The organism is Pedobacter antarcticus (assembly GCF_900112985.1).
Taxonomy (GTDB): Bacteria; Bacteroidota; Bacteroidia; order Sphingobacteriales; family Sphingobacteriaceae; genus Pedobacter; species Pedobacter antarcticus.
The window spans coordinates 313,410-327,328 of sequence record NZ_FONS01000003.1 but is presented as its reverse complement, the minus strand read 5'-3'; the positions used below and the strand labels follow the sequence as shown (position 1 = coordinate 327,328).

Annotated in this window: 13 protein-coding genes; 5 read left to right on the top strand and 8 right to left on the bottom strand. The window is 42.8% G+C overall.

What is annotated here, in order from left to right:
• Positions 1-9: 9 nt before the first annotated feature.
• The 3 genes from ccoN to BM192_RS08950 form a co-directional block, all read right to left on the bottom strand.
• Positions 10-2,121, bottom strand: a complete 2,112-nt coding sequence (gene ccoN, locus BM192_RS08960) for a cytochrome-c oxidase, cbb3-type subunit I (RefSeq protein WP_037439105.1) — start codon at positions 2,119-2,121, stop codon at positions 10-12.
• A gap of 68 nt (positions 2,122-2,189) precedes the next feature.
• The gene (gene ccoS, locus BM192_RS08955; protein ID WP_037439104.1) at positions 2,190-2,378 is read right to left on the bottom strand and encodes a cbb3-type cytochrome oxidase assembly protein CcoS; all 189 of its coding nucleotides are present in this window, start codon (positions 2,376-2,378) and stop codon (positions 2,190-2,192) included.
• The gene (locus tag BM192_RS08950) at positions 2,375-4,762 is read right to left on the bottom strand and encodes a heavy metal translocating P-type ATPase (RefSeq protein WP_074963956.1); all 2,388 of its coding nucleotides are present in this window, start codon (positions 4,760-4,762) and stop codon (positions 2,375-2,377) included. The genes ccoS and BM192_RS08950 overlap by 4 nt, the downstream gene beginning before the upstream one ends.
• 117 nt (positions 4,763-4,879) lie before the next feature.
• On the opposite strand from BM192_RS08950, the gene BM192_RS08945 reads away from it, so the two are divergent.
• A complete protein-coding gene (locus BM192_RS08945; RefSeq protein ID WP_037439103.1) occupies positions 4,880-6,169 on the top strand; it encodes a sensor histidine kinase in 1,290 nt (429 codons plus the stop codon).
• Between the two features lie 82 nt (positions 6,170-6,251).
• Positions 6,252-6,902: a 3,4-dihydroxy-2-butanone-4-phosphate synthase gene (gene ribB, locus BM192_RS08940; protein ID WP_037439102.1), complete on the top strand. Its 651-nt coding sequence runs from the start codon at positions 6,252-6,254 to the stop codon at positions 6,900-6,902.
• Here the strand turns inward: ribB and BM192_RS08935 are convergent.
• Positions 6,891-7,799 carry a LysR substrate-binding domain-containing protein gene (locus BM192_RS08935; protein WP_051759695.1) on the bottom strand — a complete coding sequence of 303 codons (909 nt, stop codon included), beginning with the start codon at positions 7,797-7,799 and terminating at the stop codon, positions 6,891-6,893. The two genes, ribB and BM192_RS08935, sit on opposite strands and share 12 nt — an antisense overlap.
• 95 nt (positions 7,800-7,894) lie before the next feature.
• Here BM192_RS08935 and BM192_RS08930 point away from each other — a divergent pair, with 95 nt between their 5' ends.
• The gene (locus BM192_RS08930; RefSeq protein ID WP_037439098.1) at positions 7,895-9,115 is read left to right on the top strand and encodes an MFS transporter; all 1,221 of its coding nucleotides are present in this window, start codon (positions 7,895-7,897) and stop codon (positions 9,113-9,115) included.
• Here BM192_RS08930 and BM192_RS08925 read toward each other — a convergent pair.
• Genes BM192_RS08925 through BM192_RS08915 form a run of 3 tightly spaced genes read right to left on the bottom strand, consistent with a single transcriptional unit; the run spans position 9,112 to position 11,003 of the window.
• On the bottom strand, positions 9,112-9,507 hold the full coding sequence (locus BM192_RS08925; RefSeq protein WP_037439096.1) for a DUF1634 domain-containing protein: 396 nt from the start codon (positions 9,505-9,507) through the stop codon (positions 9,112-9,114). The genes BM192_RS08930 and BM192_RS08925 overlap by 4 nt on opposite strands.
• Positions 9,508-9,510: 3 nt before the next feature.
• A complete protein-coding gene (locus BM192_RS08920; protein WP_037439094.1) occupies positions 9,511-10,344 on the bottom strand; it encodes a sulfite exporter TauE/SafE family protein in 834 nt (277 codons plus the stop codon).
• A 5-nt stretch (positions 10,345-10,349) separates the two neighbouring features.
• Positions 10,350-11,003 (bottom strand): FadR/GntR family transcriptional regulator, encoded by a 654-nt coding sequence (locus BM192_RS08915; protein ID WP_037439092.1) that lies wholly within the window; start codon positions 11,001-11,003, stop codon positions 10,350-10,352.
• A 221-nt stretch (positions 11,004-11,224) separates the two neighbouring features.
• Here BM192_RS08915 and BM192_RS08910 point away from each other — a divergent pair, with 221 nt between their 5' ends.
• Positions 11,225-11,962, top strand: a complete 738-nt coding sequence (locus BM192_RS08910; RefSeq protein WP_037439091.1) for a DUF481 domain-containing protein — start codon at positions 11,225-11,227, stop codon at positions 11,960-11,962.
• Between the two features lie 20 nt (positions 11,963-11,982).
• Here BM192_RS08910 and BM192_RS08905 read toward each other — a convergent pair whose 3' ends face one another.
• A complete protein-coding gene (locus tag BM192_RS08905) occupies positions 11,983-12,486 on the bottom strand; it encodes a hypothetical protein (RefSeq protein WP_037439090.1) in 504 nt (167 codons plus the stop codon).
• A gap of 119 nt (positions 12,487-12,605) precedes the next feature.
• Here BM192_RS08905 and BM192_RS08900 point away from each other — a divergent pair, with 119 nt between their 5' ends.
• Complete coding sequence (locus BM192_RS08900) at positions 12,606-13,919, top strand: NAD(P)/FAD-dependent oxidoreductase (protein WP_037439089.1); 1,314 nt, start codon at positions 12,606-12,608, stop codon at positions 13,917-13,919.

The window sequence follows — 13,919 nt, the reverse complement described above, 5'->3', positions numbered from 1 at the left end:
GACGTTTAATTATTTAACTTTAATATCTGTACCCAAACGCTGCAGGTAAGCAATCAGCGCAATAATTTCCTTGTCACTTTTGACTTTAATATTATTCTGCTTCAGATCTGCTGCAATTATTCTGGCCTGTTCATCAAGGTCTGCGTTCGCTTTGTTCTCATATCCTAATGCATAAGGAACTCCGAGTGTACGCATAGCATTGATTTTGGAACGGGTAGTTGTTGTATCTAGTTTTTGAGTAATCAGCCATTCATAAGGTGGCATTATACTTCCCGGAGACATCGTTTCAGGATCAAGCATGTGGTTATAATGCCAGGCATTACCGTATTTTCCACCTTCGCGCTGCAAATCCGGACCTGTTCTCTTTGATCCCCAAAGGAAAGGGTGATCATAAACAAATTCACCGGCCTTGCTGTATTCTCCGTAACGTTCAGTTTCGGAACGGAATGGACGGATCATCTGAGAATGGCAGCTTACGCATCCTTCACGGATATATACATCACGTCCCTGGAGTTCCAGCGGGCTGTAAGGTTTAACACTGCTAATCGTCGGTATATTTGATTTTACAGTGAAAGTTGGCATCATTTCAATCATACCTCCGATGAGGATGACCACTAAAGAGAGGATCATAAATACCATTGGTTTGCGTTCCAGCATGCGGTGGAATTTTTTCTCTGCACCCTGAGGTACATAGTCTTCCTGTAATGCCTGAGCTTCTGCAGGTTCATCTGCAACCAGCTGACCGGCTTTCATGGTTTTAATCAGATTGTAGGTCATGACGATTACACCGGTCAGGTACATGGCACCACCAATGGCACGCAACATATACATTGGAATAATCTGCAACACAGTTTCCAGGAAGTTTGGATACTTCAGTACACCCTCCGGAGTGAACTCTTTCCACATAAGGCCTTGTGTAAAGCCCGCGAAATATAGTGGGACAGCATAGAAAATAATCCCCAGTGTTCCGATCCAGAAATGGAACGAAGCCAGTTTTTTCGAATAAAGCTCCGTATTATAGATCCTAGGTATCAGCCAGTATAAAATTCCAAAAGTCAGGAATCCATTCCAGCCCAGTGCGCCCACATGTACGTGTGCAACTATCCAGTCTGTATAGTGTGCAATTGCATTGATCTGTTTCAGTGCCAGCAGAGGACCTTCAAATGTGGCCATACCATAAGCAGTAAGACCAACGACCATAAATTTCAATTTCGGATCATCACGTACTTTATCCCATGCACCGCGGAGAGTCAGTAAGCCGTTGATCATACCACCCCAGCTCGGTGCAATTAGCATAATAGAGAATGCCACACCTAAAGATTGTGCCCAGCCGGGCAGCGACGTGTAAAGTAGGTGATGGGGCCCTGCCCAGATATAAATAAAGATCAGGGACCAGAAGTGCAGGATACTCAGCTTGTAGGAATAAACCGGTCGGTTGGCCATCTTAGGCAGGAAATAATACATCATTCCCAGGTATGGCGTAGTCAGGAAGAATGCAACAGCATTATGGCCGTACCACCATTGTACGAGTGCATCCTGAACACCTGCATACAGATAATAACTTTTGAAAGCAGATATAGGTAATTGTATAGAGTTTACAATGTGAAGTACAGCGACGGTTACGAATGTGGCGATATAAAACCAGATAGCCACATACATATGTTTTTCCCGTCTTTTGATGATCGTCCCGAACATATTTACCCCGAAAGCAACCCAGATCACGGTAATAGCAATATCAATGGGCCATTCCATTTCCGCGTATTCATGGGAGGTGGTAAAACCCAGGGGAAGCGTAATCGCTGTAGCTACAATAATCAGCTGCCAGCCCCAGAAATGGATTTTACTCAGCACGTCACTAAACATTCTTGCCTTTAGAAGTCTTTGTAAAGAATAATAGACCCCCATGAAAATAGCATTACCGACAAAGGCAAAGATTACTGCATTGGTATGCAAAGGTCTTATCCGGCCGAAGGTTGTGTACTGTGAGCCTAAATTGAGTGCTGGTTTAATCAGCTGCATGGCTATGAGCAGCCCGACCGTCATTCCAACTATACCCCAGACGATGGTGGCGATAGCGAAGTTTCTGACGATCTTGTTGTCGTAATGAAATTTTTCAGTCATGAGAAAAATAGTGAATAGTTTATGGTTGTAAAATTAGCCTGTACCGCTGTGCAGGAGTGTGACAGGAGTTATCTGGCTTGGTGATCTTCGTCACTTTTTAAGGTGTCTTCTGCCGGTTTGTCGTCATCAAATAAGATTCTGACACCGGGTGTATAGAGATCATCATTCTGTCCGGATTTGCTGGCCCAGAAAAACGCGATGAGGAAAATCAGTGCCAGCAGCATGCTGAAACCGATTAAAATAAATATCATGTTCATAAGAGTTTGTTTTTTCTGGCGTAATACCTCGCGCACAGGGTGGTAAACAGGATAATTGTGATCGTACTCATGGGCATCAGGATAGCTGCCATGAGCGGGGAGAGTTTGCCCTGAACGGCAATAAAGAGCCCGACAGCATTATATAGCAGGGAGATGGCAAAGCTCATATGAATAACTTTTACCGCATCCTTGGCCTGTTTAATAAATAGCGGTAACCGGCCGAAGGCTTTACCATCGAGAATTCCATCGCAGCCCGGAGAAAAGTTATTGATGTCGTCGGTTACTGCAATACCCAGATTGCTCTGGCGCAGTGCTCCCGCATCATTTAGACCATCTCCGACCATCAGAACCCTTCTGCCGTCTTTCTGCAGATTTTTGATGTAGTCTAATTTTTGCTGCGGACTCTGCCTGAATTTCATTTGTTGTGTACCCGGGAAAAACGGACTTAAACATTGGCGGTCATGATCTTGATCACCAGAAAGTAAATGCAGGTCATAGCGGACAGATAGCTGGCCCGATAGTGCTTTAAAGCCGTCCCTCCATTGCTGGGCAGCTATAAAATAACCGCAATAATAATTGTCTATCTCGATATGAACCGCACTTCCCTTAACTGTGGTTTGCAAACCGAGAAAGTTTGCACTTCCAATTCTGATCTGGTGATTGTTCACCATCCCACTCAGGCCCCGGCCTACCATTTCACGATAATGGAATACGTCATGTCGCGGTGAAAGGCCAAGCCATTTAACCAATTCCCGGCTCAGAGGATGGCCTGAATTTCTGGCCAGATCCGAAACAGCCTGTCTCTGCTCCTGACTGAGGGTTCCTGTAAAATGCAGATCCCCTGCGTCTGGATTAGTAATCGTACCTGTTTTATCAAATACAATAGTATCAATTCTAGCGAGTTCCTCGATAACCTCTGTACTTTTCAAATAGAGCTTATTTTTGTCGAAAATGCTAAGCACTGCTGCAAGTGTAAAAGGCGAGCTAAGTGCCAGAGCGCAAGGGCAGGCAATAATTAAAACGGCAGTGAAAGCTGCTGCTGCCCGGTTTAAATCGGTTCCTGCCCAATAAAAACCAGAGCCAAAAGCGATGAGCAATAATACAATGCTGAAATATTTACTTGCTTTATCACTGAACGTTTTGATTGGATCTTTAATAGTCTGAAAACTCTCATTATTCCATAGTTTGGTCAGGTAACTCTGAGATACAGGTTTAATAACCTCCAGTTCGATTGCACCACTGAGTTGTCTGCCACCCGCATAGATTATCTCGCCAAGGACCTTATTTACTGGAGCCGATTCGCCAGTTACAAAGCTAAAGTCAAGCTTTGCTTCCCCTTTAAGTAAAATTGCATCTGCAGGGATAATTTCATTGCTTCGGATCAGGATCCGATCTGCAATCTGCAATTCCTGTAAAGGCACAGCCTTTTCAAGGCCGTTTATTAACCTGGTCACCGCAACAGGGAAGTAGGAGCGATAATCTCTTTCGAATGAAAGGTAATGATAGGTTCGCTGCTGCATCCATCTGCCAATGAGCAGAAAAAACACAAGAGAACACAAGGTGTCCACGAAACCTGGTCCCGTTTGCAGCAGGATTTCTGTGGCCGACCTAATAAACATAACGGCAATTCCAAGCGCTAATGGGAAATCCAGGTTCAGTATGCCGTTTTTGAGGTTATTCCAGGCGGAGCTGAAGTAATCCCGGGAACTGTAGAGTAATACAGGAAGAGATAAGGCCAGGTTAATATAGCCGAAGAAATTTCTAAAATTTGACTCCAGGGCTGAAAGTCCAAAATAATCGGGGAAGCTCAGCAGCATTACATTTCCAAAACAGAAACCCGCGACAGCAATTTTGCTCACCAGTTTACGCCCACTTTGATCGGCCTGTTGTTTTTGTACCATGTCCTGCAGGCTAATGAGTGGTTCATAACCAATAGTGGAAAGTGTTTCCACTACTTTTCGCAGTGTGATGTCGTGGCTGAAGGTTATAGATACCTGTTTTTTCAGGAAGTCCGTTCTGCTTTGAAGAATTGCCGGGTTCAGCTGATGTAAGTGTTCCAGTAGCCAAATGCACGAGCTGCAGTGAATTGCCGGTATGTATAAGGTAATAGCAGAAATTTTTTCATCCTGGTAATCGATGAGTTTCTCATTAATTGAACTTTCATCCAGGTAATCAAATTTTTGATGATTTTTTTTTCCTAATTTGCCCGGTACAATATTATAAGTATAGTAAGCAGATAAGTTATGTTTTTCCAGTATCTGGTAAACACCTTTGCAACCCAGGCAGCAGAATAGTTTGCCTCCTGAGTTATAGGGTTTAGCGGGCAGGCTATCTCCACAATGATAGCAGCTGGTTTCAATGCTGGGTTTTGTAAGTGTATTCATACGGGAGGAAATTCCTCAAAAGTCGCTTTGATCCTGCTTTATAAAAATGACACTGATACATGCAAAATGTGATCTGCGTCATAAATATCAGACACTATATTTTGAGCAGGAAAAAGCATGAGCAGTAAAGTATCTTCAAAAACCTGGAAAACCATCAGGAACAAGGCATTGGGACACTCTCAGGAGAGCCGTATCTTTCATGTCACCTGTCTGGCCAGTCTTATTCTGTTCATTTCCGGTTTATTATTCGATTTTTTTGCAGGGTTAGATAACTTGCTGTTTATTCTTGCGCCGGCGACGGTTGCACTTGTTTTTGCATGTTACCAATCGAGATTTAAAGGTAGATTGGGGTTAGGTATTCTGATTTATGCAGTTCAGGGAAACGCGTTGTTCGTTTTTTACTTTCTGAACAGCTCAGGTATTGACGGCCCGGGTCTGTCAATCTACCTTGTCTTTTTTCTCCTGCTCATGGCAATGGTTCCATTAAAGCAACGCTGGTTTTGGATGATCGTAAATTTAGGTGTTGTTTCAGGTTTGTTTTATTTTCAGTATCATAATCCGGATGAGCTCCAGGGTAAATACGATAGTATGTATCTCAGATATGTGGATGCCGTTTTTCTTTACGCATTATCGCTGCTTTTTATTTATGTCCTCATGCGTACTTTAACCAATCAATATAACCGGGAACGTTTTCTGGTTGAAGAAAGATCGGCGGCTTTAAAGCATTCAAACTCCTCATTAAACCGGCTTTTTTCCATTCTTGCACATGACCTTCGTTCTCCTTTGAATTCAATACAGTCCTATCTGGAATTGTCTCTTCATACCGATCTCACCGAAGATGAGACCAGAATGGTTAGTGAGGGACTATTAAAAGAGACGAAGTATACCGGACAATTATTGACAAACCTCCTGGCATGGAGCAAAAGTCAGATGGAAGGTATCCATGTCAAACTGCAGCAAATCTTTTTGGCAGAGGCGATTAAAGAAACGCTGGCACTTAAAAGAAGCCTGGCTGCACAAAAAAATATTACCATAGAGGCGTCTGTGCCAGAAGAAATGAGGTTAACCGCAGACAGGGATATGTTGGAATTGGTTATCAGGAACCTGTTGAACAATGCCATCAAATTTACCCCTTCGGGAGGGCTCATTCAGATTAAAGCAGAAGAGTCCCAAGATGGAGGCACCTGCATAATCTGTATTTCTGATACCGGTATTGGCATTGCCGATGACCGGATTAAGAGCCTCTTCCGCCTGCAGTCTGAGAATACTTTTGGTACTAACCAGGAAAAAGGGATCGGTTTGGGGCTGGTTTTGTGTAAAGATTTCATGGATATTCAGCATGGTAAAATCCGCCTGGAAAGCACTTTGGGCAAAGGCACCCGGTTTTATCTGACCTTCCCTGCCTGAAAAATCAGGGAATGATTTCTTTAATTTGAAATGAACAGTTTAATCTTCACCTTTGCAGCCGTAATCACAATTAATATTTTTTATGGAAGATCACAATGAACTGTCATTATTCGGGAATAATTATAAGGAGAGAGTTGAAAATGCCCTTGAAAGCCTTAAGGCAGGGAGAGGGGTCCTTGTTGTAGATGATGAGAGCAGAGAAAATGAAGGTGATCTGATTTTTCCCGCAGAGAACATGAGTGTTTCAGATATGGCCCTGATGATCCGCGAGTGCAGCGGTATCGTATGTCTGTGTCTGACTGCCGACCACGCAGATCGGCTGGAACTTCACCCAATGGTGCAGGTAAATACCAGTAAGTTTCATACCCCTTTTACTATTACTATTGAGGCAAAAGAAGGTGTCACAACTGGTGTTTCTGCAGCCGACAGAATACAGACTATAAGAACAGCAGTTGCAGATAACGCAGAAGCTGAGCATTTATCAAGACCAGGCCATATATTTCCACTTCGTGCCAATGCAGACGGGGTTTTTGGGAGAAGAGGTCATACCGAAGCCAGTATAGATCTGATGATACTTGCCGGTCTTAAACCAGCGGCTGTACTTTGCGAACTGACTAATGAAGACGGAACAATGGCGCGCTTACCTGAAATTTCCTTATTTGCCAGAAAGCAGTCATCGACAGTAGTTTCTGTAGAAGATATTTTTCAATATCGCCTATCATTACAAGTCTGATATCAGGGGCTTTTTTGGAGCCCCTTTATAAACTTTCATCAGCTCTTCTACAAATAATACAGCAGCTCTTTTCCTGTATACACCTTTCTGCCATAAGATGAAAGCCTGTTTATGCAACTCTTTGCCGGTTATCGGAACCGCACAAAGAGACGCCCAGTTGCCTACCACTTTTTCATTGATTATTGTTGACCAGTTTCCTTTTTCAACCATTGAAAGCAGACTGTGTATATCATTCATCTCTATTTTGATATTGGGAATAATTTGATTCTTTCTGAAAATTTCGTTGAGCAGATCTCTCGAACTGAAGCCATTACTGGGAAGGATTAATTCCAGTTTCCCCAATTCCTTCAAAGAAATCTTTTTAAGCAGTGCAGCAGGGTTTCGGCGGGAAGTAACCATCATAATCCGCGATGAAAACAGCGGCTCCATTTCCAGACCCATGTTGTCCGATTGTTCGTGAAAAGCAAGAATAATATCCAGGTCTGCTGTACGGAGTTTATTCTCCAGTTCTCCTGCAGTGCCGTACTCTACATGAATTCTAATACCGGGATACTGAGCTGAGAAGGGGCCAAGTGCCGGTAAAAGGAGCGAACTAAAGGCGTAAGTAACACCTATTTTCAACTCTCCGTTAACCAGATTTGCTAATTCAAAAATGGCCTGTTTAGATTTCTTAATATCCAGAATAATCTGTTTTGCATGATGTAAAAATACACTTCCGGCCTCAGTTAGCCGGACTTGTTTTCCAATCCGGTCAAACAGGAGAAGGCCCAGTTCATCTTCTAATTGTTTGATTTGTTGCGAAAGCGTAGACTGGGTCACAAAGCATGCTTCTGCAGCGGCTGTGAAGTGAAGCATTTCTGCTGCTTTTATAAAATATCCGAGCTGTCTGATCTCCATAATTGATTAGTAAAACTAATCAATATCATTAAAACAATCAATTTTACAAATATATTCCGAATGCCGAAATTTGGCACAATAAGAAAATATACACAATGACTCTTTTCCGTTCACTCAAATCACCAAACTTTAAACTCTTCTTTTATGGACAATCAATCTCTCTGATCGGAACCTGGATGCAAAAAACAGCGGTCAGCTGGCTTGTTTATCAGTTGACTGGTTCGGCGATCCTTTTAGGGGTAGTGGGTTTTGTCAGTCTGATTCCATCTTTGTTTTTGTCTCCCTATGCAGGGAGTCTGGTAGATCGTCATAACCGGTATAAAATTCTGGTAATCACTCAGATTATTTCGATGCTTCAGGCAGGCGCGCTTGCTGGTATAGTTTTTTTTGGATTTCACAATATTCTGCTGATCATTCTGCTTAGTCTGGTGCAGGGTATTATTAATGCTTTTGATATGACCTGCCGCCAGTCAATGATGGTAGAGCTTGTTGATGACCCCGGAGACCTTCCCAATGCAATTGCATTGAACACAACGATGAATAATTTTGCAAGGATCGCCGGGCCGGCCGTTGCGGGAATTATATTAAGTGCTTTCGGAACAGATTTTTGTTTTATCGGTAATTTTCTGAGTTATATCCCTGTACTGGGATGCTTATTTTTGATGAATCTAAAAGCGCCTGTAATTCAGCATACAGAGAAAAGTATATGGAAAGAGCTAGAAGAGGGTTTTCGTTATGTTTCCGGTGATAAAGAGTTGAGCAGTATGATTATCATGATCGGTATTACCAGCTTATTTGTGATTCCTTTTAATACGCTGATGCCCGTTTTTGCTAAAGACATTTTTAACGGTGATGCCCGTACCTTCAGCTGGTTCGAAAGTGCAGCTGGTATCGGGTCTGTGCTGAGTGCGATATATATGGCCAATCTGAAAAACACAAATACTTTGATGAAGCTGATCGCCGTAGCTGGAGGGATTTTTGGAATTAGCCTGTTGCTTTTATCTTATGCTCCCCAGTTGCCGCTTGCCTTATTATTTATGGCTGTTTCCGGATTAGGAATGATGGCGCAGACCTCAGCAATTAACACGTATATCCAAACTCATGCGGCCCCGGAGATGCGTGGACGTGCTATCAGCTATTATATTATGGCTTACCAGGGCCTGCTTCCGATAGGCAGTCTGCTAATCGGCTGGGTTGCGCATCTGATTGGGCCAAGGCCTGCGGTACTTATCGAAGGTGTGATCGGGTTGGTAGCGACCGGTGTTTTTATCTGGTACCGCAGTAAACAACCAAATACAATTAATTCCGCGGTCTAAACCTTTAATCCGCCGAACATACTGAAAAGAATTACACTTAATACGATCAGCGTGATTATCACATATAGCCCATCCTTTTCCAGTATGAAGGAAAAAAGTGAAAATATAATCCGGATAATCGGCGTTGCAATCAGAATAACGACACCCAGCTGAATAATCTCAGCAGCACTTCCTGTTAATATACCTTTGTAAATACCAGTCAGACTGGTGAATCCGGCAGGCTCTCCGGTAAAAGTACCGTAGTGAGGTGTGCCGGAGCCCTGCTGGAATAAATACCAAATTCCGCCAATGCCGGCTATCGTTCCGGAAAGAATAACGCCAACCCGTAACACCTGACCGATAAGCTGCTGCATATCGTAATCTGTCAATTTCTTTTTAATCTGTGCTTTCATGGTTTAGAATTTATGGTTGAAGCCGTTATAAATCATATTAATTGCGATCAGTGTAATTGCAATACTGAAAATCAATTTCAGCGCATTTACATTAATCTTCATCAGTATCTTACTCCCGGTTATGGCACCTGCCAGTACACCGATAACAACGGGAAATGCTATTCCGGGATCGATATATCCGCGTTGTAAGTAAACAACTGCACTTGCCGCTGCGGTGACCCCAACCATGAAATTACTGGTTGTGGTACTTACGCGAAAAGGTACGCGCATGGCGGTATCCATGGCCAGCACTTTTAGGGCACCGGAACCTATACCTAGTAAACCAGATAGAACACCGGCGATAGTCATAACTGAAAAACCGCGACCAATGTGCTTTAATTTATAGGGAACCGGCCCTTCCGGGCTTGGATAGGTACTGTTTAACTTTAGAATGTCACTCATTCTGCTTCCCTCAGTCAGGATTTGTTCGTTCTTTTTGCGGAGCGTCATGGATGCAGAGAAGATGAGCATTACACCAAAGACTATTGCTACAGTATTTACAGGTGTATAGACTGCAATGATAGCACCTGCAACTGCACCCACTGTAGTAGCTATTTCCAGGAACATGCCCAGTCTGACATTGGTTATACCTTCTTTAACGTAAGCGCTCGCCGAACCTGATGAGGTCGCGATTGAGGCGACAAGTGCTGCACCAATAGCGTAACGGATGTCTACGTGAAAAAAAAGTGTAAGTAGCGGGATAATAACCACGCCACCGCCGAGTCCGGTTAATGAGCCGGCGAGTCCGGCGAGATAAGCACCTGCCAGCAGGATCAGGGTGAAAGTTAGTATGGTCATGTTTTCTAGTAATTATTTTCTAATATATATTGAGTTACCTCTTCAGCCATTTTCTGGTCTCTGGCAGCAATTGCGGCCGCCAGCTTCTGATGCATCGGATGACTATTTTCGAAATGCTTCATGTTTTCTTCTTTTCTTTTACTGAAAAAATCTCTGATGACCAGCGTGAAACTTTGGTATAGGTCGGTAAGAACCTTGTTTCCGGATGCTTTGGCTATGGAGATATGAAAAGCAATATCTGCGTCTGCACATTTCTGCTGCTGCTGGTTCTGAATCGCCAGACCCCGTTCCTGAAGATGCAGGCGGATCTGCTCCAGGTCTGCTGACGTGTAATTCTGGCAAGCAAGCCTGATAATTTCCTTTTCCAGCATAAGCCTTACAGAATTAATTTCCTGGAATTCTGCGCGTCTCAATCGTTGTGAAAGGGTTTCATTACGGGGAAGGGAGGTTACAAATGTACCTGATCCCTGTTGCACTTTTAGAGTTCCGGCGATGGCGAGTGTTTTAATAGCCTCTCTGATCGTGGATCGGCCAACGCCATAGAGCTCCATTAACTCCGGTTCGGCTGGAATCTTTTCACCTTTTTTTAGTTTGCCGGATGCAATGTCCTCCCTGATGGAGGCGATGACTTTATCTGAAAGTTTAACTCTTGGCTGCATATGTAAACGTCTGATGTTTCAAAGGTAGGGTTAATCTTAAACATCAGATGTTTGATGTTTATGTATGACCGTATTCTGACAATACAATATCGTGTTGCCGATTTTCCGGGGTCTGCAAACAATCTGGTTATACGTATTGTTAAATTATTTTAACCAGAATCCGGCCTGAGGCCAGCTATGTAAAGAAAACCGGAAAGCCTAGGAGTTACCGGGTAAGCGAAATGATAAAGAAACTGAAGATTCTCTTGTATATAGGTTTATGTTTTACCGCGAGTGCTTCTGCACAGTTTACGGATAGTACAGCTTACCAGATCCGGTATACTAGTACAGGTGCATTCAATAAAACCAACGACGGTCAGTCCTGGCTGCTTAACAATGCTGCCAAGATAGGTGTCAGGAAAAAATCATATAGTCTGAACTGGAACAATACCTGGATTTACGGTAAGCAAGACAGCAAGCTGACTAACAATGATTATTCATCAGCACTGGATTTTAACTTGTACAAAGGTTTTCCACGAACTTTTTTCTGGGGCCTTGTAAATTATAATACCAGCAAGTCTCTTAAAATTAATAATCAATTGCTGGCCGGCGCAGGGATAGCCTATAGTTTTATCGATTCTGATAATGCCTATCTGAATCTGAGTGATGGAATCCTTTTCGATTCCAGCGACCTGATGTTAAATGATATCGACAGGGAAATCTATCATACCTGGCGTAACTCTCTGCGTTTAACCGGGAAATATATCTACAGAAATTTGATTGAGCTAAATAGTTCTTCCTTCTTTCAGCCGTCATTGAACGACAAAGATGACTACACTTTCAAATCCGTTTCCAGTATCGCTTTTAAATTAAATAGATGGCTTAGTCTGACTACTGCTTTTCAATATAATAGAATCTCCCGTACCGACAGGGAGAACCTGATGTTTAGTTACGGGTTAACCTTCGAACGTTATTTTTAATACGCGTTTACCGGTCTGAATTATTTAGGATCCTGAAGAGGTCTCCTTAAAAAGAAATATGTTTCCGGATTTGCAAAGAAGTCCTTGAACGCTGATTTAGCTTCGAAGTTTTCAGGGAATTTCTTAAACTGTTCTGGCGTAATAAATTTCCAGGTGAGCCCCTGTTCAGGATGTACAGTGATGATCTCGATTGGGAAATTTAAAACAAACTCCTGCAGAAAACTGGTTTTTGCAGCAGTCCAGTCTTTTGTGATTCCAAGATTTGCCGGCCAGGTATATAGTTTATGAGCCTCTAGTTTCCTGCCATCATCTTCCAAAAAAACAGAAGATTTTAAAATCAGGTCACTTACGGGAAACTGGCCGCTATCGCCCACCTGTTTACCATCCGATAAATGCATGCGCAGACCATCGGCCCATATGACCGGTACGGGGTTGTCTGTCAGGAGACGTTCCTGGAGATTACCGGTAAACACATATTTACCCTTGGTGAAGGTATTCAGGGGTTGAAGATCTTTGTCGCTCATTTGATACAAATTAAGTTATTTTTGCAATATTTCTGGTGCCATGCTGAAATAATAGTCTATTTGAAAACATCACCGGTACAATTCTGTTTTAGTTTTAAAATCATATATAGCTATATATAATGGATCAGAATAAAAAAAGAGTTCTAATTATTGGAGGCGGTTTTGCTGGTGTAAATTTGGCTAAACAGCTTGCCGGACATACCAATTTTGAAGTTATACTTGCAGACAAAAACAATTACAATTTCTTTCCTCCACTCATTTATCAGGTAGCTACAGGCTATCTCGAAAGTTCTAACATCAGTTACCCGTTCCGTAAATTACTGAGAGGGAAAGATAATATTCAATTCTGGATGGGTGAGTTGCAGGAGGTTTTTCCAGAACAAAACAAAGTGATGTTTTCAACAGGAGAAGTCAGTTATGATATACTCGTACTCGCTACCGGCTGCGAAACGAATTATTTCGGGATGGAAAGCGTGGCAAAGCATGCCATACCCATGAAAACGCTTTCGGACGCATTGCAAATGCGTAATACGCTGCTGGAAAGATTAGAGCTGGCTTCCCGGACTCAGGATCCTGCTGAGCGTAAAAAATTGCTTACTGTTGTCGTTGCAGGCGGTGGCCCTACAGGGGTAGAGATCTCGGGTATGTTCGCGGAGATGAAAAAGCATATCATCGCTAAAGATTATCCGGAACTTTCTGGTTCTGGCGGGGAAATTTATCTTGTTGATGGCCTGCCTGCCGTACTGACGCCGATGAGCGAAAAATCTCAACAATACACTTATAATGCCTTATTGAAAATGGGCGTGAAGGTGAAACTGAATATGATGGTTAAAGACTTTGTTGACGATCAGGTTCATTTTGCTAACGGGGAGACAATTACTACTAAAAATTTGATCTGGGCCGCAGGTGTAACTGCTATGGTTTTTAAAGGGGTTCCGGCAGAGGCGTATGGTAAAGGGAAACGTTTACAGGTAGATGCATTTAACCTGATACAGGGAACGGATAATATATATGCACTTGGAGATACCTGTATACAACTGACAGATAGTAATTTCCCACAAGGCCATCCTCAACTGGCGCAGGTTGCTATGCAACAGGCCGACAATCTTGGTAAGAACCTGGTACGCATTTCTAAATCTGAGCCAAAGAAACCATTTGCCTACCATGATAGAGGGTCTATGGCTATTATCGGCCGTAACAAAGCGGTAGCTGACCTTCCAAAACCTAAAATGTTTTTTAGTGGTTTTATAGCCTGGCTCATGTGGCTGTTTATTCACCTCATTTCATTAATCAATTCCAGGAATCAGATCAAAACTTTATATAACTGGATGGTTGCTTATTTTACACGGGACCAGTCCTTAAGGATGATTGTAAGACCGGGTGCAAACAAAGAACTGATAGTACCGCCGGTTAGTAATAAACCGGTTATTTAA